The following is a 17,367-nucleotide window of genomic DNA, read 5'->3' as shown; positions in this document are numbered from 1 at the left end:
TGGCGTTCGGATGGGGGTCAGAATCGTCCGGCGGGTGCCGCGGCGGAAACAACCAAATTTCCGGTCAGTGCCACGGCCTGATACTGCGGTGTCGCATCGGAGCGCGCCTCGGGGTCAGCGAGCACGAACGCGCCGGTCGCGGCCAAGTCCGCTGCCTCCGGACCGGGTTCGGGTGCGTCCGGCAGGAAGACGGTGACCTGTGCGGTGCGCACGATCGGTCCGCCGCGCCCGACGCTGTGATGCTCGACGGTGGCGGAGAGTACGGCGCCCGCGCCGGGTTCGTGGTCGGCAGGGGTGCTCCGCAGCTGATGGCTGCCGTCGAACGGGGAGAATGTCTGGCCGAGACCGAGTTCCAGGTCACCGGATTCGGCCGCGTAGACGAGTTTGATCTCGGCCCCGGCCATTGTGTAGGTCGCATTGATGGTCATGGCGATTCCTCGGTTGAACGAAGGGACGTTGTCCGACCGATGCTAGGGATGGATCGCGGCCCGAACACGCGTAGTCAGCTACTCGTTCGCGACGTCGCTGTACTCGATCAATGATTCATCCGATGAAACGAGCAAACGCACCGTCAATCGACGGCGAGAATTCGCCCGGGTGCTATTTCCGGGCACTGTGCGGGTCCTGTCGGTTGCGCCGACCGAGATAAGCCAAGACCCGGGTCTGCTGATCCGCGTCCTCGGCAACGGGGATTTGTGGTCCACACACTCCGGCCATCCGGATGGAGTCGCCGAGGGATTCGGCAACGCCACCGACCCATTCGAGGTCGGCTTCGGAAATAGTGGTGTCGGTACCGGTCGCTTCGGCGACGTCCCAGCCGTGGACCACCAGGTCGAGACATATGAAGCGGCCGACGGTGGCGGCAAGGTCGGTGCGGCCGAAGTGACCGTCGTATTCGAGAGTGGCTTGCGCCGGGTCGTCGAGCACGCGCTGCATGGAGTCGCGCAGTGCTGCCCACGCCGCGGCCGGGTCGTCGTCGACGGATGGTCCGGCGTCGAACTCCAGTCCGACGACCTTCACCATGTCGCGCTGGCTGTCGATCACATGGCGGATGACGTCACGGGCGGTCCATCCGTCGCACGATGATTTCGAATCCCAGCGGTCCTCGGGTACCACGTCGACGCGGCGGGTAAAGGTGGCGGCCAGCTCGCGGTAGCGGTCGGCGGGGGACATGTCGGTGGAGGTCATGTGGCTCACTCTGTGGGATCACGGCTGCTCTGTATTGTATTTTTCCGACACCTCGCGCTCGTGTCTTTCGATGAAGCCTGGATTCCTTCCGTGTGTGAACCCGTCAGAGGAGCCGAGCATGACCACGATTGCGGAAATGATTGTCACGGCGTTGGCCGATGAGGGCGTCACGCACGTCTGGGGAGTCGTCGGCGACGCACTCAACCCGATCACCGACGCTATTCGCAGGGAGGATCGGATCGAATGGATCGGCGTGCGGCATGAAGAGGTTGCCGCCTATGCCGCGGGCGCCCAGGCACAGCTCACCGGGACCATCGGGGTGTGCATGGGGACAGTCGGCCCCGGTTCGATCCACCTGCTCGGCGGCCTCTATGACGCGAAGAAGTCGCATGCGCCGGTACTGGCGATCTGCGGTCAAGTGCCGACCTGCGAGATCGGCAGCGAATACTTCCAAGAAGTCGGCAACGACGCGGTGTTCGGCGATGTCGCGGAGTTCACCGCGACCGTTACCAGCGCCGCTCAGCTGCCGCGAATGCTCGAGCAGGCCGTGAATGCGGCGGTATCGCGTCCGGGAGTCTCTGTGCTGACGATCCCCGGTGATGTCGCGGGCATGAAGCTCGACGATTCGTCGCCGGCCCCGCGGTTTGTCGCGCGCGACCGCACTACCGTTCCCGGTTCGGCGGAGGTGACCGACGCCGCCGAGGCGCTGAACCGGGCGGAGAAGGTGACGATGCTTGTTGGCGCCGGTGCGCGGGAAGCCCGGGAGGAGGCGTTGCAGATCGCCGAAAAGCTCTCGGCGCCAATGGTCCTCACCATCAAAGCCAAGGAAGGCCTGGAGCGCGACAATCCATACGCTGTCGGCCAGACCGGGCTGATCGGCAACCCCGCGGCCAATGCCGCCCTCGAGGGTTGCGATGTCCTGTTCATGGTCGGCACCGATTTTCCCTACCGTGACTGGTATCCCAGCGGTAAAACCGTTATCCAACTCGATTCTCGACTGGAGCACATCGGCCGCCGCACACCGGTCGATATCGCGCTGGTCGGGCATTGCCGCCCCGCGCTCGGCGAATTGCTGCCGAAGCTGATCAGCAAGCCGTCGGACAAGCATTTGAAAAGGGCACAGGAGCAATACCAGCTCTGGTGTGCGGGTCAGCAGCGGCTGGCCGATCCGGGTCACGATCGAAAGTTCCTCGGCCGCATCCGCCGTCACCTGGACAACCCGCAGGAGTTGATTCGCCCGGAAGCCCTTGCCGCCGCGGTGAATACGCACGCCGCCGACGACGCGATCTTCACATCCGACACCGGGATGTCCACCGTATGGCTGTCGCGATTCCTGCACCTGCGTGGTACGCGCAGGCTGCTCGGCTCCTACAACCTCGGATCCATGGCCAACGCCATGCCGCAAGCCCTCGGCGCCCAGATCCTCGACCGCGATCGCCAGGTCGTGGCCTTCTGCGGTGACGGAGGTCTGATGATGCTGCTCGGCGATCTGCGCACCGCGGTCACCTACGAACTGCCGGTAACCCTGGTGGTGTTCAACAATGGCCGCCTGGGCATGGTCAAACTCGAACAAGAGCAAGGTGGTCTACCCGAGTTCGGCACCGTGCTGGACAACCCCGACCTCGCCGCGGTCGCCGAGGCCCTCGGGCTCCAGTCCCGGCGAGTGACCGATCCCCGCGAGCTGGACGCCGCCGTGGCCGAGGCCCTTGCGCAACGTCGACCGGTACTGCTCGATGTCGTGACCAACCCCGATGAGATTGCCGTTCCGCCGAATCCGACGCTCGACCAAGCCTGGGGTTTCGCGATCGCCAAGGTCAAGGAGACGCTGAACAGTCGGGAGTGAGGGCACGGGTTCGAAACCGTTATCGTGTCGTGTCCTGGGTGGGCGGGCGGTGCGAAACGGTCTCGGTGCGATAACGCGAATGGTGGGTATGCGGTTAGGACCGGGGTCCGTTGAGAGCGAGGATTTGATGGATGCATCAAACGTTCGAACCGCGAGACCACATAGCCTCCGCTGCGCTGGCGACAGCTACGACAACATCGAACCGTGGTTCGAGAAGCTCGCGGGTCTCGTCATCGACGACGCCCCCCGCCGAGAAATGCGGGCGACCATCATCGAGTTGTGTCTGCCGCTCGCCGAGCACATCGCGCGCCGTTTCGCAGGCCGCGGCGAGGAGTTCGACGACCTGCACCAAATAGCCCGCTTGGGATTGGTGCAAGCCGTCGACCGCTACGACGTCACCCGAGGCAGCTCGTTCCTCGCCTTCGCGGTGCCGACCATCATGGGTGAGACTCGCAGACACTTCCGTGACCACACCTGGGCGCTGCGGGTGCCGCGGCGTGCCAAAGAGATCCGGCAGCTGCTCGGCCCGGCCACCGAGGCGCTCTCGCATCGGCTGGGGCGGGCGCCGACCGCACACGAAATCGCGGCCGAACTCGACATCGATCTCGTCGAGGTCACCCGGGCGCTGATCGCCTGCAACGCCTACAAGACCGACGCCTTGGATGGCGCCCGCGACAACGACGACAAACGCGGATCCCCCGTCGTGAACCGTCTCGGAGCCGAGGAGCCGTGCTACCGATTGATGGAGGACGCGATGGCGGTGCGGCCGTTGCTCGCAGCGCTGCCCGAACGTGACCGCCGCGTCTTGATCTGGCGGTTCTTCGAAAACCGGACCCAGTCCGAGATCGGTGAACGCCTCGGTATCTCCCAGATGCAGGTCTCACGGATCCTGTCGAGGATATTGACGGGTCTGCGTGAGGATGCGCTCGCCGAAACTCCGCGAAAGCGAACAGCCTGAGCAGGCCGGGCTACGCCCGGTGTCCCGGTCGTAGTTCGGAGACAGCGGTGTAGTGCAGCGCGTCGCTGGACGGTTGTGGCGCGGACCCGGCTTCGGGGGCGAGGAGTAATCCGACATGATCCCCGAAGTCGTGGCGTTCGAGGATCGGTCCACAGAACCAGCCTGCGACGGCATCCAGGATAGGCAGGCTTGCCGGGCCCGGATGCCAGTCGCAGTGCGCGAACTTGTCGATATCGTCGCCGGTCTCGGAGCCGAACAGTGTTGCCAGTGAGAGCTGTTCGCGATCGAGCAGGTGCACGGCGAGATGGTGTGCATGCATCGCGATCTCGAAGGTGTGGTTCTTTTTCGAGATTCCCACCAGGAAACGAAGCGGGTCGATGCTCACCTGAGTGGTGAAGCCGACCAGACATCCTGCGCGCTGCGCACCCTTACGCGTCGTCACTACGAAGATGGGATAGTCCGCGGTCGCGACCACCGCTTCGAAAGGCGAGTCTCCCTGTGTGGCTTCGGGCATGGTGTGCTCCTCCTTCGCTGTTCTCGGTAGGAGATTACGGCGGATATCGCATGATGCTGACTGTTTGCTCGGCAGGTCGCGGGGTAGCCGGGAACCATGGACAATTCGGAAGGCCGCGACGGTTCCCGCTTGCCGCGCGCCGACCGGCACGAGGACGGATGCGCAATCGCACGGGTTCTGGTCGTCGTTCCGGTTCGGGATGAAGAGCGGCTGCTGCCCGCTTGCCTGACCGTGTTGGCACGTGCCGCGGCGCGGGTGGATGTTCCGGTTCGCGTCCAGCTGGTCTTGGACGCGTGCACCGATGCCCAACGCGTCGCCGACCTCACCGTTGACCTCTGTCAGAGCCATGCGGAGCGAGACCTGGCCGATCTGGGCCGTGACTACGCGGAGAAGGAGTTCTCATGGTTGCCGAGCCGATGATCGATCTCGCTGTCCGTGGCACCCCCGAGGACGTTTGGTCGCCGTGGCGCCATCGTCGACCCGAACTGTCCCTCGCGGGATGGCGGCATCTGATCGTCGTCGCACCGCATTCCGACGACGAGGTGCTCGGGGCGGGCGGGCTGATCGCCTTGGTGCGGGCCCGCGGGCTGTCGGTCACCCTCGTCACGGTGACCGACGGAGAGGCCTCCCATCCGGGCTCGCCCACCTGTTCGTCGCCCGACCTCGGCGGCCTCCGTGTCGAGGAATCTCATCGCGCGGCAGCGGAACTGGGCACCGAGCCACCCATTCGGCTGCGGATCCGTGACGGCAAAGTAGCCGAGGACGAGGCCGCGGTGACCGACGCGCTCGGTGACATTCTCGCCGAACGCGGTCACACCGGCGCGTGGTGCGCGACGACCTGGCGGCGTGACGGTCACCCCGACCACGAGGCCGTCGGCAGGGCGGCCGCCGCGGCATGCGCGGGCACCGCGACCCGGCTGCTCGAATTTCCGGTGTGCATGTGGCACTGGGCTACTCCCGTGCATCCGGTGGTCCCAGCGTCCCGCGCGCGGGCGGTGACGCTGCCGAGGTCCGCGATCGAGGCGAAGTCGCGTGCCATCGCCCATTTCCGTAGCCAGACCAGCGCCCTGTCGGAAGATCCCGCTGATCAACCGATCCTCCCGCAATACGTGCTCGACCGATTCACCGGCGGCACAGAAACGTTCTTCGTATGAACGCGGCCAGCCTCGCGGCAGGCTATTTCGACGACATGTACGCCCGCGATCCCGATCCGTGGGGGTTCACCACACGCTGGTACGAGCTGCGCAAGCGGGCACTGACCATGGGGGCACTGCCGAGACGCCGCTATCACAACGCATTCGAGCCGGGCTGTTCGATCGGCATCCTCTCCGTCGAACTCGCCGACCGCTGCGATCGACTCGTGTGCACCGACATCGCGTCGCAGGCTCTCGATGCGGCCAGAGCTCGGATCGGTCGGTTGCCTGTCTCCGCCCGTGGCACAGTCGAATTCCGTCGCTGGGCTCTTGGCGACGAATGGGCCGACGAGCAATTCGATCTGATCGTTTTCAGCGAGGTCTGTTATTACCTCGACCCCGCGAGCGTTCGTACGACTTTCGACCGCGCTGTCGAACACCTCGAACCCGGCGGCACCGTACTGTGCGTGCACTGGCGCCGAAAAGTGCCCGAGTACCCGATGTCCGGTGACCAGGTCCACGCGATCGCTTGTACTACCAAAGGCTTGTCGACGCTGGCGCACTACCGGGACGAGGACATGTCGATCGACGTCTTCACCGCGCTCGATCGCGATCCGGCATCGGTCGCGGAGATCGAGGGGATCGCGTCGCGAATGCACGCCTCTTCTGGATAGACGGCGGTGGCCTGCCGAGCGAATCTGCTCGACAGGCCACCGGGCCGCGTCGCGGTCGATCAGTGCGAAACTCGCCGTCCGGTGACCAGACCCACCAGGAACAACAGAATCGTCGCGCCGGCGAGGCAGGTGAAGAAGCTGAACCACAGCCCGCCACCCTCGACGTCGACACCCAGCAGCTTCAGCAGGAATCCGCCGAGTAGACCGCCGACAACTCCGACCACGATGTTGAGGAGAATGCCCTGCTGGGCATCTGTTTTCATGAACTTGCTTGCGATCCATCCCGCAAGGCCGCCGATGATGATCCATCCGATGATCCCGAGACCGAGCATGGGGGTTCTCCTGTCGCTCTATTGTGGACGCGCGCCGAATTCTCGGGCACGTTGAGGTGGCCATACCCCGCTTTCGGCAAGGCAATCGGGCTCAGATGCTGTCGAAATCGGTGGAGATCGCCTCGACCGTGCTACCAACCGCGTCGTTGCCCAGCGCGATGGCCACATCGGCTTGGGCGATGATGCCGACCAACCGTCCACCGTCCAATACCGGTACGCGGCGCACCTGATGCTGCGACATGATCGACATGACCTTGCGGACGTCGTCGATGGCATCGACGGTCACAAGGGTTCCGGTGCGGATTTCACCCGCCTTGACCGCCTGCGGATCTTTACTTTCCGCGATGACCTCGACCACGATGTCGCGATCGGTGAGCATTCCCCTCAACTGGTTGTCCTCGCCGCATATCGGCAGCGCGCCGACGTTCAGCGTGGCCATCCGCTGTGCCGCCTCCACCACCGAATCACTGGATCGCACACACTGCACGCCTGCGGTCATGATTTCTGCTGCGGTTGTCATCAGAGGCCTCCTCGGTCACGGATTCGACGATGCCGACCACGGTCCGGCCGGCTCGCTGTCGAGGTACCCCGCTCTGGCGGCTGTACGCGCCGCGACGCTCATCAACGCGTGTCCGGGCCGGTGTAGTCAGGTGGTTCGGTAGCTGCGGGCGACCAGTGCCGAGCGCAGGTACCACAGGCCCGACGGCTGTGCGGGGTCGAAGCCGGTGAGTTGGCCGATGCGCTTGAGTCGGTAATCCACGGTGTTGGTGTGTATGTGCAGGACTCGGGCGGTGCGCTGCCGGTTGAGGTTGTTGCCGATATGGCGTTGCAGGGTTTCCAGCAGCTCGGGATGCTCGTCGAGCGGATCGAGCAGTGAGCCGAGGTACTCGCGGCCGGGGCCGGGCCGCGTCAGTTGGTATTCGAGGGCCAGCTCGTCGAATCGGTACATGCCGGGGACCGCCTGGAGGCGCTGCACCATGTCCAGCAGTTCATGGGCCTGGTCGGCGGCATCGGGGATCTGTTCGGGCGTGGCCTGGACCAGCGTCGCGGTGACGCCGACCTGCGCGGCGTGCGAGAGCTTGTCGACCAGGGTATCGAGACCCTCGTTGTCGAAGGTCGTCGACGGTATGAGAATGGTGCCGCCGTCGACGCTGAGCAGCGACAGCGCGCTGTTGCCGCAGCGCGTCGCCAGCTCGGCCTGGACCCTGCGGAGTTTGCGCCGTGCGACGACCTGTTTGTCGAGCGCCGGGTTGCCTTCGTCACGATGCGCCGGAATCGCCACCGCGACAACGGCATACGACTCGGCGACGGCGATTCCGCATTCGCGGGCCATGGTCGAGGTGCTGTGCCCGCCGAGCAGCGCGGAGGTGAGTGTGTGGACCGCGGTGTGGTGCTCACTGACCACCGCGCGCAGTTCTCTGACGTAGGCGACCGAAATCGCGGAGGTGATCATGTCCAGCATCTGCACGACCATGTGCGCGCCGTCGACCAGACTGTCGTAGTCCTTGATCGACGCGCTGGACACCACCAGGTTCAGGCCCATCTGGAAGCCCTCGTGGACGGAGTGGTGGATCGTATCGATCGGTACGCCTTCACGCGCCCACCCGGCCGCCGCATCCTGGAGCCGTTGCACCTTCTCCGGGATGCCCTGTCCGTCGAGCATGCTGACCGCGAGCTCGAGGCAGGTCCTGGTGATGGTGGTGACGTCGCCGGAGATGGCATCCACCGGCAGTGTGCCGCAGGGGATGACGTTCTCCACGAAGTGACCGACCATCTGACGCGATAGTGCCCGGACATCCTTCAGCGGGGAAGACATCGGCTGACCGGCCACGGTCAGACTCGGCCAGGTCGAACTGTCGACGGACATTGGCGACTCCTTTGCCCCGGATGTAGCTGTGCAGGGCATTCACAGTAACTGTCCTGAGCGGGGTGTGGTCCGATTCGCGATCTTCTGTGACGGCGGGGAGGCCGGTCGGTGTCCCCTTGTGAAGCGCCACAGCTGCCCACTGCCCGCTCTCGATGTTGTCGGCGCGGCTCTCCGCGCGGCTGGCCCGCCGAAATACCGAAGCGGTCTGTGCGGCAGCGACGTTCGGCTGACGTGCTGGATCCGCCGACTCGTCCCCGCCAGAATTTATGAACGTTTAGTTCACCGCTACTGCGGCTTTTGGCCGGAGCAATCGGCGGCGGTGCCGGTAGTATCACCCCCCGCCCGAACGGCTCCCAGGAAAACGGCGGCTTGCCTGGTACGTGCAGTGCCCTGGATGGTGTGCAGTACCCATCTGCTGTGCCCGGCACGGCGGGAAGGCAGCGATGACCGAGCGATAGGGGCAGGCCGATGAGACCGGCTCTGAGATGTCTTGTCTGGGAACTGGACAACACCCTGTGGGACGGCGTCGTGTGCGACGCGACGAGCACCGTACCTCGCCCAGAAGCCGTCCGCGCCCTCCAGTTACTGAGCGACCGCGGCATCTGGCACGCGGTAGCCAGTCGAAGCGATCGCGAACTGACCCTCGACAAGCTCTACCGCCACGGCCTCTACGAAATGTTCTCCGCCATCGAAATAGGCTGGGGCCGTAAATCATCCTCCCTGGTCCGGATAGCAACCACCCTCGGCCTCACCCTCGAAACCATCGGCTTCCTCGACGCCGAACCCATCGAACGTGCCGAAGTGCAACGCGCTCTACCTCGAGTCCGCTGCTACGCCGCCCGCAACATAGCCGCCCTCCCCGCCCTTCCTGACTTCGGCCCGGTCCTGCGCACCGGCCCCAACCCAACGCCCCCTTTGGGTTTTGCGCGGGTACCCGCGCTGTAGGCGCGCGGTGCTCGCCGACGAGCCGCGTCAGGTCGTCACGACGCGCGCCCGTCGCGAGTGATCAGCGTCATGGTGCCCGCCTGTTGTATGCGGCGTAAATTCGTTAATTAGCGAAATGGCGAAGGGTTGTGAGGGTGCTCGACGAGTGCAAGGCGTTGGCGAACGAGACGCGGCTGCGCATCTTGGAGTGGCTCAAGGATCCGGATGCGAGCTTTCCGGAGCGGGTGGGGGAGGCGGGCGAACACGGTGTGTGTGTCGGTCTGATCCAGCAGAAGGCGGGAACTTCGGCGTCGACCATGTCGGCGCACTTGGCGATCTTGCAGCGTGTCGGATTCCTGCGCGCCACCAGGCAGGGGCAGTGGACGTACTACCGGCGCGACGACGCCCGCATTCGCGCCTTCACCGAACAACTTCACCGCGTTCTCTGAATTATGAAAGGCAGCCGTATGTCCACCGCACTGTCCATTCTCGACCTCGCGTCGATCGCGCCCGGCCAGACCGCACGCGACAGCTTCGACAACAGCGTCGTGCTGGCCCGAGCCGCCGAGCGTAGTGGCTACCGGCGCGTCTGGTATGCCGAGCACCACAACATGCCCTCCATCGCCTCGAGTGCGACGAGTGTCCTCATCGGCCATGTCGCGGCCAATACCGACACCATTCGGCTCGGCGCGGGCGGCATCATGCTGCCCAATCATTCGCCGCTGGTGATCGCGGAGCAGTTCGGCACCTTGGAGACACTGTTTCCCGGACGCATCGACCTCGGACTCGGTCGGGCGCCGGGCAGTGACCAGAAGACCTTCCTCGCAATGCGCCGCAACCCGAGCTCGGCGGACTCCTTTCCGCAGGATGTGCTGGAACTACAGGGGTACCTGGCGGGGCGGTCACGGATACCGGGTGTGCAAGCGGTTCCGCGAGCGGAAGGCGTTGTGCCGCTCTATATTCTGGGCTCGTCGCTGTTCGGCGCTCAGCTCGCCGCTCAGCTCGGCCTCCCGTACGCCTTCGCGTCCCACTTCGCACCGGACGCCTTGCATCAGGCGGTCGCGGTCTACCACGACACTTTCAAGCCGTCGGAGCAGCTGGCCGAGCCATACATCATGGCCGGGGTCAATGTGTTCGCCGCCGAGGACCACGACGAGGCGGTGGCGCAGAAGACGATCGCCTACCGGGCCCGGGCCCGGGCGATGGTCTCGCGCGGTGCCGCGGGTGGCACTTTCAGTGACGAGGAGATCGACGCGTTCCTCGCCTCACCGAACGGTCGCCAACTCGCTTCGATGACCCAGTACACCGCCATCGGCACACCCGCTGAAGTCCGTGCCTACCTGGACGACTTCGCCGCGACCATCCATGCCGACGAGCTCATCCTCGCCCACCACGCGACGCACATCGACGATCGAGTGCGATCGGTCGAGCTCACCGGCGACGCCATGGCAGCGGCTGCTTCGGCACTCGCCGACTAGTCAGCCGGGGCAACGTCCTCGATGTCGGTGTAGTCGGCAGGAACTGAGGAACAGAGAGCGCCGCTCTTGTTTTTCTGGGTGATGTGTGGAACTGTCTATCTCGATCAAGAGCAGTGCTCTCTGTTCTGGTTCGGATCGTCAGGAGCTTCAATGAACGGCTATCAATCACGCACTCGTTTCGGCGCTGCGGGCCTCGCGCTCGCCGGAGTTCTCTTCCTCGTCTACGAGACCGCCGCCCCGCGCAAAGATCAGGACACCCTCGAGGGGGCCGCCTCGTGGGCGTCGACCGGGTGGGCGGTGGGACATGTCGCCGCCATCTTCGGGCTGATTCTGATTCCGCTCGCCTGGGGTGCGCTGCAAAACAATCTGCAAGACAACAGGAGTGAGAAGCTCGCCTACCTGGCCGCCACTCTCGGCTACATCGGCTCGGCGCTGTCGATCTCCTATTACGGCGCGGAGGTGTACGGGCTGCGGGCAATCGGCGACCGCGCGGTTGCCGACAGCAACGCCTCATTGACCAAGGTGGGCTATGACTTTCGGACGGACGCGATCGCGGTCACCGTCTTCGCCATCGGTCTCGCGCTTATCGCGGCGGCAGCGATTGTCGCGGCTGTCGCCATTTGGCGGTCGGGCAGCCTCGCGCGCTGGAGCGGCATCCCGATGGCGGTCGCGATGGTGACGTATCTGCCGCACTTCGCGCTGCCGCATGGCGCGCGGATTGGTTGGGGCGCACTGGTAACCGTTGGTGCCTGGTGGATTGCCGTCGAACTCTGGCGTAGCGCGACAGTGCGCGACGCCGAACTCGTTGCCGCCTGACCAGGTATCGACCCCATTTGACGTTGTCCAAGGAGATGCTCGTGATCACCGCGGACAAATGATCGGTACGCACCCGGGCGGCTTCGGGGCGGTTCCGACACGCGCGGGTTGTCGTCCTCGCGCGAGTCTGGCCGCAAACAATCGGCTACGTGCGGCTCAGGTCATATCATGTAGCTATGCCCGAAAACGAGAGTGCGGGGCTTGGGGGTGTGCTGTTTCACGGCGCACGGCAGGTGGTGCTCGTCGCCGGTGCCTGCTCAGTAATACTCGGTGTGGTCATCGCGGTGTGGCCCCACAAATCGGTGCCGATCGCGGAGCTGCTGTTCGGGCTGTATCTGGTGCTCAGCGGCGCACTACAGATGACCATCGCGGTGGGTTCGCGGATCGCGGTGCCGCTGCGTGTACTGGTATTCGTCAGCGGTGTCATGTCGGTGTGCCTGGCGATGTTGTGCTTGCGCAGCGGGAATTCGGTGCTGCTGCTTGCCTTGTGGGTCGGCATCGGCTGGGCGATCCGCGGTATCACCCAGGCCACAGTCGCCGTGTGGCACAACGGCCTACCCGATGGCGGCAAGCTGGAGCTTTTCGGCTTGTTCACCATGGCGATCGGGATTGTAGTGATCGTGGTGCCCTTCGATTCTCTGGAACCGCTGGCGCTGGTGGCGGGCGGTTTCCTGGTGGTGCTCGGCGCGTTGGAGATCCTTACCGTTGTGCGCGGTCGCGGCGAGGTGGTGCGCCTGCCCGAGGCGGCTCGGATTCCGCTGGCGCCCAACTGAGCTGGCGAGCGGGCCCCGCAACGGGTTGACTGTTCGCTATGGCATCCACACACCGGCGGCACAGTTCGGATGGGTTGGCGCAGACCGGGGTGACCCGCTCGGCCGCGGAGCTGATCGTCGTCACCGAGCGCACCGAATCGACTATCGATGAGATCGCGCTGGATACCAGCCGGTTCGCCCAATCGCGTGTGGCAGACCTGCTGCCCGAAGGTGCCGCGATCGTCCGAATCTTCGGGCCTGCCAACCGGCTCTACGAACGGTTGACGGGTACGGCGGGGGAGCAGGATGGCGCGGACTATCTGAATTACTTCTCGGTGCACGGCGTCGCCGACCTGGAGGCCGTTGCCGCGCGACTGCGTGCGGACGACTCGGTGGCCGCCGCCTACATCAAGCCGCCCGCCGAACCGCCCATCGCCCCGCCCGTCGATGTGAGTGTCCATGCCGCGCCGTCGCTGGCCGACGCCCCTCCGGTGACGCCGAATTTCGAAGTGCGCCAAGGCTATCTGGATGCCGCACCGCAAGGCGTCGACGCGCGCTGGGCTTGGACGCGGCCGGGCGGACGCGGCACCGGGATTCGTATCGTGGACGTCGAGGGCGCCTGGCGGTTCACCCACGAGGATCTACTCGACAACCAGGGCGGCGTGATCGGCGGCACCCCATCCACCGACATCGGATGGCGTGACCACGGCACCGCGGTGGCCGGCGAGATCAGCGGCGACATGAATGCCTTCGGTATCACCGGCATCGCACCCGAGGCAAGCATCAGGGCGGTGTCGATCTTCGGTGGCGCGGGCTCCGCGTCCGCGATCCGCACGGCAGCGGACGCGCTCAGCGCGGGCGACATCATCCTGCTCGAGCTGCACCGTCCCGGACCCCGGTTCGACTACGCGGGCAGGCCCGACCAGCGTGGTTACGTCGCGATCGAATGGTGGCCGGACGACAATGCCGCGATCCGCTACGCCATCGGCCGCGGAGTCATCGTGGTGGAGGCAGGCGGAAACGGCGGCGAGAACCTGGATGACGCGCTGTATGACATACGCCCCGCCGACTTCCCCGTCTCGTGGCGCAACCCGTTCCGCGGCGCGGCCGCCGATTCCGGCGCGATCGTCGTCGGTGCGGGTGCCCCGCCGCCAGGTCTGCACGGCCGCGACCACGGACCGGCGCGGTCGCGACTCGCCTTCTCCAACTACGGCTCCCGCATCGACGTGCAGGGCTGGGGCCGTGAGGTAACGACCACCGGGTACGGCGACCTCCAGGGCGGCGCGGACGAGGACCTCTGGTACACAGACGTTTTCAGCGGCACATCGAGCGCATCACCGATCATCGTCGGCACCGTCGCCTCCTACCAGGGCATGTCCGCCGCGGGCACGGGCCGTAAGACACCCGCACAGGTTCGGGCGCGTCTACGCGAAACCGGGTCGCCGCAGACCGACGCGCCGCTGCGACCCGCGACCCAGCGCATCGGCGCCCTGCCCGACCTGCGCGCACTGAGTGATGCACCGGATTGAACGACGACCGGGAGCCCATCGTGGTCGGCGGCGGCACGGTCAGTGCCCGACCGCGACGCCGGTCATTCGGCCGATGAGGCTGCGCCGCAACGCGTCGGCACCCGGCCGGACCCGGGGCAACTCAGCGAAGTGACACCCGACGCGTAGTTCCACTCATCTCACGGCCGTGTCCGGGCGGTTAGTCTCAGCCCATGGTGCCGAACCTGATCTTCGGGATTCCGACGCACGGGTTCTTCGTTGCTCTGGGTGTGGCCGTTGCGACGGTGGTATTCGTGCTGGAATGTCGGCGCCGCGGCGCGTTGGGCGAACAATCGCTTGTCGCGGTCACAGGGGCACTGGTGGGCGGGGCGGTCGGGATGCGGCTATCGAGCATCGCCGAAACACTCGACCCATATGAGAGCTGGATGTTCGGGGCGCGCAGCGTGCTCGGCGGGCTGCTCGGCGCGTATGTGGGTGTGCTGATCGCGAAACGGATCATCGGGTATCGCGAACGTACCGGTGATCTGTTCGCGCCTGCCGTGGCGTTGGGGATGGCGGTGGGCCGCATCGGTTGCCATCTCACCGAGGCGCCTGGACGGCCTACCGGCCTGCCGTGGGGTGTGCACGCGCCCGCGACAGTGCCGTCTTGCCCGGGATGCGTGATCGATGCGGCCATGCATCCGAGTTTTCTCTACGAGATCGCTTTCCAGCTCGCTGTGTTCGGTGCGCTGTGGTGGTTGCGGACCAGGATCAGTGCACCCGGGGAGCTGTTCACTCTCTACGTCAGTGTCTATGCGGTGTTCCGATTCCTGGTCGAGTTCACGCGCGCGAACGAGACGGTGTTGCTGGATCTCACTCGGCCGCAATGGTTTCTGCTGCCCGGATTGGTGCTGGTCGTGATCCGGCTTCGCATCGGATACCGCCGCGGGCATTACGACGTTGTCCTACGACGAAAGGTCGCGGCATGACCATGCCCCCACCGCCGCCCGGCTGGCAACCCGGTCCGCCACCGCGTCCCAGCGGCGACGGCGCGCTGCTCGCCGGTATGGCCGCGACCGGTGCGGCCCTGTTCATCGCCGTGAATGCGGTCGTCGGTTTCTTCGTCCTGCTCGGTGCCGTCGACAGCAGTACGGACAACACCGTTGTGGCCATCGCGGCCGTTGGCAGCGCACTGGTGGCGTTCGGCGGTGGCACCCTGCTGATCCTGACCAAGAACACGATCGCCAAAGGCATGGGTATGGGACTGATGATCGGCTGGGCGCTGGTTACCGTGTGCACGGTCGGGTTCTGCACCGGCGTCAACCCCAGCCTCTACGGATCGGCCGCGCTATGACCGGTATGCCGCTGCGCGGCGATCGAATCCTTCGCTACGTCAACGCTTTCTGCCCGCGCTGCCACGACGAGACACCGGATGCGCCGCTCTCGGAGATTCCGCGGCTGTCGGGCTGGCTGGCCGATCGCGGCGGACGGGTCTACCTGGAACGGGGCTGCCACCGGCACGGCATGGTGCGCACCCTGTACGACGAGGACCCGGAAATCCTGGCCTACCTCGAACAGTGGACCGCACCAACCAAAGCGCACCTTCCCGATGCCGCGGGCAATTTCGATCCGGTGCCCTCGGCCTACCTGCGCGGCCTGCCCGAGATGCAGACCCAGCACACCTGCATCCTGCTCGAGGACATCACCGAAAGCTGTAATCTGCGCTGCCCAACCTGTTTCGCCGATTCATCGCCGGAGCTGCGCGGCGTTGTCGCGGTCGCCGATGTGCTCGCCAATGTGGATCAGCGGCTGGCGCGCGAGAACGGCAAGCTCGATGTGCTGATGCTCAGCGGTGGCGAACCGACGCTGCATCCGGCGCTCGCGCAGCTGCTTGCGGAACTGACGGCGCGCCCTATTACCCGAATCCTGATCAACACCAACGGGATCCGGATTGCCAGCGATGATGGACTGCTAGCGCTACTCACCGAGCATCGGGAGCGAGTCGAGGTCTATCTACAGTTCGACGGCGTCAGCGCGTCCGCATCGCGGCACCATCGCGGCGGCGATCTGCGGCGGCGCAAAGACGAAGCACTGCAACGGTTGTCGGCGAACGGGATTTTCACAACCTTGGTGATGACCACCGCCCTCGGCGTCAACGACGATGAGATCGGCGACGTGGTGCGCGTCGCTCTCGACACCCCGTTCGTTGGTGGCGTCTCGATTCAACCCCAATTCGGTTCGGGCCGTTCGAATGCCATCGACCCGATGAACCGGCTCACCCACACCGGGGTGCTGCGCCGCCTCGGGCCGCAAACCGACGGTCTCGTCACCTGGCGGGACCTGACGGCACTGCCGTGCTCGCATCCACACTGCTGCTCGGTCGGGTACCTGTTGCGCGACGACGCAGGGCAGTGGCGTTCGCTGGTGTCGCTGATCGGTCACGAGCGGTTGAAAGATCAGTTGGGGCTGGTGTCGAATCGGATCGCGGATTCCGCGCTGCCCGCCGAATTGCGGCTGGCGGTCAAGGAATCGCTGATGGGTTTGTTGTCGGAGCAGTCGTCGCTGTCGCATCCCGAGATCGGGCGGGTGTGGCAGAACATCTGCGAGAACTGTGATCTCGGCATGTCGACGCTGCTGACGCTCGCCTCGTCGGCGCTGCCCGGTCGCCGCAAGCGGTTGCGAACGTTACTGGGGGAGCGCGTTGTACGGATCACCGTCAAACCGTTCATGGATATGTCGACGATGATCGAGGAACGCCTCACCCAATGTTGCGTGCATGTGGGGACGCGATCCGATGTCGATCAGTGCGCCCCGTTCTGTGCCGTGCAGGCTTGGCCCGCGTTGGCCGGGCAGCGACTGTCGGCGGCCGCACCGGTCGATCGGGCACTGCTGCCGGTGACGGTGCGATGACCGCCGACGAGAACCGCGGCGTGTACTACGAGGAAGCCGCCCGGCAGCCACCGCACGATCCCTTGAACCTCTGCATTTTCGCCACCGTCGCGGTGCTGACCTGGCTGATCGGACCGTGGGCCGTCGCTGGGTTCGCCGTCCTCGGTTTCGTCGGGTACTGGCGGGCCTGGCGAAAAGGGTTGCGGCGGAGCAATTGCTGGCTGCGTGACACTCGGTTGGTGCTGCTGTACCTGGCGGCGCTCGGCGCGGTGGGCATCTTCGCGGCAGTGCGAACATAAGGGCAACGTGGGGTGGCGAGTATCCGTTGCGACGTTGAATTCTGCGTGCCCCGGGTGGGCGCGCGGGCTGTTATCGCGCGATACGCGCGCTTGCCGACCGAATCGTGTCAGACGTGCCGCGATGGCCCTGACCTGGGGTGAATCCGCTCCGTTCGGTTGATCGGGAGTGTATGCGTGGATGGAAATTCGGGTCCGCTGCCACCACATGTGGTG

21 protein-coding genes are annotated in these 17,367 nt (G+C 65.5%); 15 read left to right on the top strand and 6 right to left on the bottom strand.

Annotated features, from left to right (window positions below):
• Nucleotides 1–17: 17 nt before the first annotated feature.
• Entirely contained in the window at nt 18–428 is a 411-nt protein-coding gene (locus ACLMAJ_RS12100; protein ID WP_412013714.1) for a hypothetical protein, read from the bottom strand.
• Between the two features lie 172 nt (nt 429–600).
• The gene (locus ACLMAJ_RS12095) at nt 601–1,188 is read right to left on the bottom strand and encodes a TIGR03086 family metal-binding protein (protein ID WP_412013713.1); all 588 of its coding nucleotides are present in this window, start codon (nt 1,186–1,188) and stop codon (nt 601–603) included.
• A 118-nt stretch (nt 1,189–1,306) separates the two neighbouring features.
• Between ACLMAJ_RS12095 and ACLMAJ_RS12090 the strand changes: the two genes are divergently transcribed.
• Entirely contained in the window at nt 1,307–3,031 is a 1,725-nt protein-coding gene (locus tag ACLMAJ_RS12090; protein WP_412013712.1) for a thiamine pyrophosphate-dependent enzyme, read from the top strand.
• A gap of 127 nt (nt 3,032–3,158) precedes the next feature.
• Nucleotides 3,159–3,989, top strand: a complete 831-nt coding sequence (locus tag ACLMAJ_RS12085) for an RNA polymerase sigma factor SigF (protein ID WP_412013711.1) — start codon at nt 3,159–3,161, stop codon at nt 3,987–3,989.
• A 10-nt stretch (nt 3,990–3,999) separates the two neighbouring features.
• On the opposite strand, the gene ACLMAJ_RS12080 is transcribed toward ACLMAJ_RS12085, so the two are convergent.
• Complete coding sequence (locus ACLMAJ_RS12080) at nt 4,000–4,503, bottom strand: flavin reductase family protein (protein WP_412013710.1); 504 nt, start codon at nt 4,501–4,503, stop codon at nt 4,000–4,002.
• Between the two features lie 96 nt (nt 4,504–4,599).
• On the opposite strand from ACLMAJ_RS12080, the gene ACLMAJ_RS12075 reads away from it, so the two are divergent.
• Genes ACLMAJ_RS12075 through ACLMAJ_RS12065 form a run of 3 tightly spaced genes read left to right on the top strand, consistent with a single transcriptional unit; the run spans nt 4,600 to nt 6,310 of the window.
• Nucleotides 4,600–4,923 (top strand): hypothetical protein, encoded by a 324-nt coding sequence (locus ACLMAJ_RS12075; RefSeq protein ID WP_412013709.1) that lies wholly within the window; start codon nt 4,600–4,602, stop codon nt 4,921–4,923.
• A complete protein-coding gene (locus ACLMAJ_RS12070; RefSeq protein ID WP_412013708.1) occupies nt 4,905–5,657 on the top strand; it encodes a PIG-L deacetylase family protein in 753 nt (250 codons plus the stop codon). Before ACLMAJ_RS12075 ends, ACLMAJ_RS12070 begins: the two co-directional genes overlap by 19 nt.
• Complete coding sequence (locus tag ACLMAJ_RS12065) at nt 5,654–6,310, top strand: methyltransferase (protein ID WP_412013707.1); 657 nt, start codon at nt 5,654–5,656, stop codon at nt 6,308–6,310. The genes ACLMAJ_RS12070 and ACLMAJ_RS12065 overlap by 4 nt, the downstream gene beginning before the upstream one ends.
• 59 nt (nt 6,311–6,369) lie before the next feature.
• Here the strand turns inward: ACLMAJ_RS12065 and ACLMAJ_RS12060 are convergent, their stop codons facing one another.
• The 3 genes from ACLMAJ_RS12060 to ACLMAJ_RS12050 all read right to left on the bottom strand — a co-directional run bounded on the left by ACLMAJ_RS12060 (nt 6,370) and on the right by ACLMAJ_RS12050 (nt 8,509).
• Complete coding sequence (locus ACLMAJ_RS12060; RefSeq protein WP_412013706.1) at nt 6,370–6,642, bottom strand: GlsB/YeaQ/YmgE family stress response membrane protein; 273 nt, start codon at nt 6,640–6,642, stop codon at nt 6,370–6,372.
• 91 nt (nt 6,643–6,733) lie between these two features.
• Nucleotides 6,734–7,162 (bottom strand): CBS domain-containing protein, encoded by a 429-nt coding sequence (locus tag ACLMAJ_RS12055; RefSeq protein WP_412013705.1) that lies wholly within the window; start codon nt 7,160–7,162, stop codon nt 6,734–6,736.
• A gap of 126 nt (nt 7,163–7,288) precedes the next feature.
• Complete coding sequence (locus ACLMAJ_RS12050; RefSeq protein WP_412013704.1) at nt 7,289–8,509, bottom strand: PucR family transcriptional regulator; 1,221 nt, start codon at nt 8,507–8,509, stop codon at nt 7,289–7,291.
• Between the two features lie 468 nt (nt 8,510–8,977).
• Here ACLMAJ_RS12050 and ACLMAJ_RS12045 point away from each other — a divergent pair, with 468 nt between their 5' ends.
• The 10 genes from ACLMAJ_RS12045 (at nt 8,978) to ACLMAJ_RS12000 (ending at nt 17,154) form a co-directional block, all read left to right on the top strand.
• Nucleotides 8,978–9,454: an HAD-IIIC family phosphatase gene (locus ACLMAJ_RS12045; RefSeq protein ID WP_412013703.1), complete on the top strand. Its 477-nt coding sequence runs from the start codon at nt 8,978–8,980 to the stop codon at nt 9,452–9,454.
• Between the two features lie 134 nt (nt 9,455–9,588).
• Nucleotides 9,589–9,882 (top strand): ArsR/SmtB family transcription factor, encoded by a 294-nt coding sequence (locus ACLMAJ_RS12040; protein WP_412013702.1) that lies wholly within the window; start codon nt 9,589–9,591, stop codon nt 9,880–9,882.
• 18 nt (nt 9,883–9,900) lie between these two features.
• Nucleotides 9,901–10,911: an LLM class flavin-dependent oxidoreductase gene (locus ACLMAJ_RS12035; RefSeq protein ID WP_412013701.1), complete on the top strand. Its 1,011-nt coding sequence runs from the start codon at nt 9,901–9,903 to the stop codon at nt 10,909–10,911.
• Nucleotides 10,912–11,061: 150 nt separating this feature from the next.
• On the top strand, nt 11,062–11,727 hold the full coding sequence (locus ACLMAJ_RS12030) for a hypothetical protein (protein WP_412013700.1): 666 nt from the start codon (nt 11,062–11,064) through the stop codon (nt 11,725–11,727).
• 176 nt (nt 11,728–11,903) lie between these two features.
• A complete protein-coding gene (locus ACLMAJ_RS12025; RefSeq protein WP_412013699.1) occupies nt 11,904–12,500 on the top strand; it encodes an HdeD family acid-resistance protein in 597 nt (198 codons plus the stop codon).
• A 38-nt stretch (nt 12,501–12,538) separates the two neighbouring features.
• On the top strand, nt 12,539–14,008 hold the full coding sequence (locus ACLMAJ_RS12020; protein ID WP_412013698.1) for a S8 family peptidase: 1,470 nt from the start codon (nt 12,539–12,541) through the stop codon (nt 14,006–14,008).
• A 191-nt stretch (nt 14,009–14,199) separates the two neighbouring features.
• Entirely contained in the window at nt 14,200–14,955 is a 756-nt protein-coding gene (locus tag ACLMAJ_RS12015; RefSeq protein ID WP_412013697.1) for a prolipoprotein diacylglyceryl transferase, read from the top strand.
• Nucleotides 14,952–15,320: a hypothetical protein gene (locus ACLMAJ_RS12010; protein WP_412013696.1), complete on the top strand. Its 369-nt coding sequence runs from the start codon at nt 14,952–14,954 to the stop codon at nt 15,318–15,320. Before ACLMAJ_RS12015 ends, ACLMAJ_RS12010 begins: the two co-directional genes overlap by 4 nt.
• 5 nt (nt 15,321–15,325) lie before the next feature.
• Nucleotides 15,326–16,876 (top strand): radical SAM protein, encoded by a 1,551-nt coding sequence (locus ACLMAJ_RS12005; RefSeq protein WP_412014061.1) that lies wholly within the window; start codon nt 15,326–15,328, stop codon nt 16,874–16,876.
• Nucleotides 16,873–17,154, top strand: a complete 282-nt coding sequence (locus tag ACLMAJ_RS12000) for a hypothetical protein (protein WP_412013695.1) — start codon at nt 16,873–16,875, stop codon at nt 17,152–17,154. Before ACLMAJ_RS12005 ends, ACLMAJ_RS12000 begins: the two co-directional genes overlap by 4 nt.
• Nucleotides 17,155–17,367 lie beyond the last annotated feature (213 nt).

The sequence above is a fragment of the Nocardia arseniciresistens genome (assembly GCF_046764875.1).
Lineage (GTDB): Bacteria > Actinomycetota > Actinomycetes > Mycobacteriales > Mycobacteriaceae > Nocardia > Nocardia arseniciresistens.
This window is presented reverse-complemented; position numbering and strand designations above follow the sequence as displayed.

Excerpts from the sequence above, each read along its gene's own strand:
- ACLMAJ_RS12100 (WP_412013714.1), bottom strand. The coding sequence starts at position 428 with ATGACCATCAATGCGACCTACACAATGGCCGGGGCCGAGATCAAACTC.
- ACLMAJ_RS12095 (WP_412013713.1), bottom strand. The coding sequence starts at position 1,188 with ATGACCTCCACCGACATGTCCCCCGCCGACCGCTACCGCGAGCTGGCC.
- ACLMAJ_RS12090 (WP_412013712.1), top strand. The coding sequence starts at position 1,307 with ATGACCACGATTGCGGAAATGATTGTCACGGCGTTGGCCGATGAGGGC.
- ACLMAJ_RS12085 (WP_412013711.1), top strand. The coding sequence starts at position 3,159 with ATGGATGCATCAAACGTTCGAACCGCGAGACCACATAGCCTCCGCTGC.
- ACLMAJ_RS12080 (WP_412013710.1), bottom strand. The coding sequence starts at position 4,503 with ATGCCCGAAGCCACACAGGGAGACTCGCCTTTCGAAGCGGTGGTCGCG.
- ACLMAJ_RS12075 (WP_412013709.1), top strand. The coding sequence starts at position 4,600 with ATGGACAATTCGGAAGGCCGCGACGGTTCCCGCTTGCCGCGCGCCGAC.
- ACLMAJ_RS12070 (WP_412013708.1), top strand. The coding sequence starts at position 4,905 with ATGGTTGCCGAGCCGATGATCGATCTCGCTGTCCGTGGCACCCCCGAG.
- ACLMAJ_RS12065 (WP_412013707.1), top strand. The coding sequence starts at position 5,654 with ATGAACGCGGCCAGCCTCGCGGCAGGCTATTTCGACGACATGTACGCC.
- ACLMAJ_RS12060 (WP_412013706.1), bottom strand. The coding sequence starts at position 6,642 with ATGCTCGGTCTCGGGATCATCGGATGGATCATCATCGGCGGCCTTGCG.
- ACLMAJ_RS12055 (WP_412013705.1), bottom strand. The coding sequence starts at position 7,162 with ATGACAACCGCAGCAGAAATCATGACCGCAGGCGTGCAGTGTGTGCGA.
- ACLMAJ_RS12050 (WP_412013704.1), bottom strand. The coding sequence starts at position 8,509 with ATGTCCGTCGACAGTTCGACCTGGCCGAGTCTGACCGTGGCCGGTCAG.
- ACLMAJ_RS12045 (WP_412013703.1), top strand. The coding sequence starts at position 8,978 with ATGAGACCGGCTCTGAGATGTCTTGTCTGGGAACTGGACAACACCCTG.
- ACLMAJ_RS12035 (WP_412013701.1), top strand. The coding sequence starts at position 9,901 with ATGTCCACCGCACTGTCCATTCTCGACCTCGCGTCGATCGCGCCCGGC.
- ACLMAJ_RS12030 (WP_412013700.1), top strand. The coding sequence starts at position 11,062 with ATGAACGGCTATCAATCACGCACTCGTTTCGGCGCTGCGGGCCTCGCG.
- ACLMAJ_RS12025 (WP_412013699.1), top strand. The coding sequence starts at position 11,904 with ATGCCCGAAAACGAGAGTGCGGGGCTTGGGGGTGTGCTGTTTCACGGC.
- ACLMAJ_RS12020 (WP_412013698.1), top strand. The coding sequence starts at position 12,539 with ATGGCATCCACACACCGGCGGCACAGTTCGGATGGGTTGGCGCAGACC.
- ACLMAJ_RS12015 (WP_412013697.1), top strand. The coding sequence starts at position 14,200 with ATGGTGCCGAACCTGATCTTCGGGATTCCGACGCACGGGTTCTTCGTT.
- ACLMAJ_RS12010 (WP_412013696.1), top strand. The coding sequence starts at position 14,952 with ATGACCATGCCCCCACCGCCGCCCGGCTGGCAACCCGGTCCGCCACCG.
- ACLMAJ_RS12005 (WP_412014061.1), top strand. The coding sequence starts at position 15,326 with ATGCCGCTGCGCGGCGATCGAATCCTTCGCTACGTCAACGCTTTCTGC.
- ACLMAJ_RS12000 (WP_412013695.1), top strand. The coding sequence starts at position 16,873 with ATGACCGCCGACGAGAACCGCGGCGTGTACTACGAGGAAGCCGCCCGG.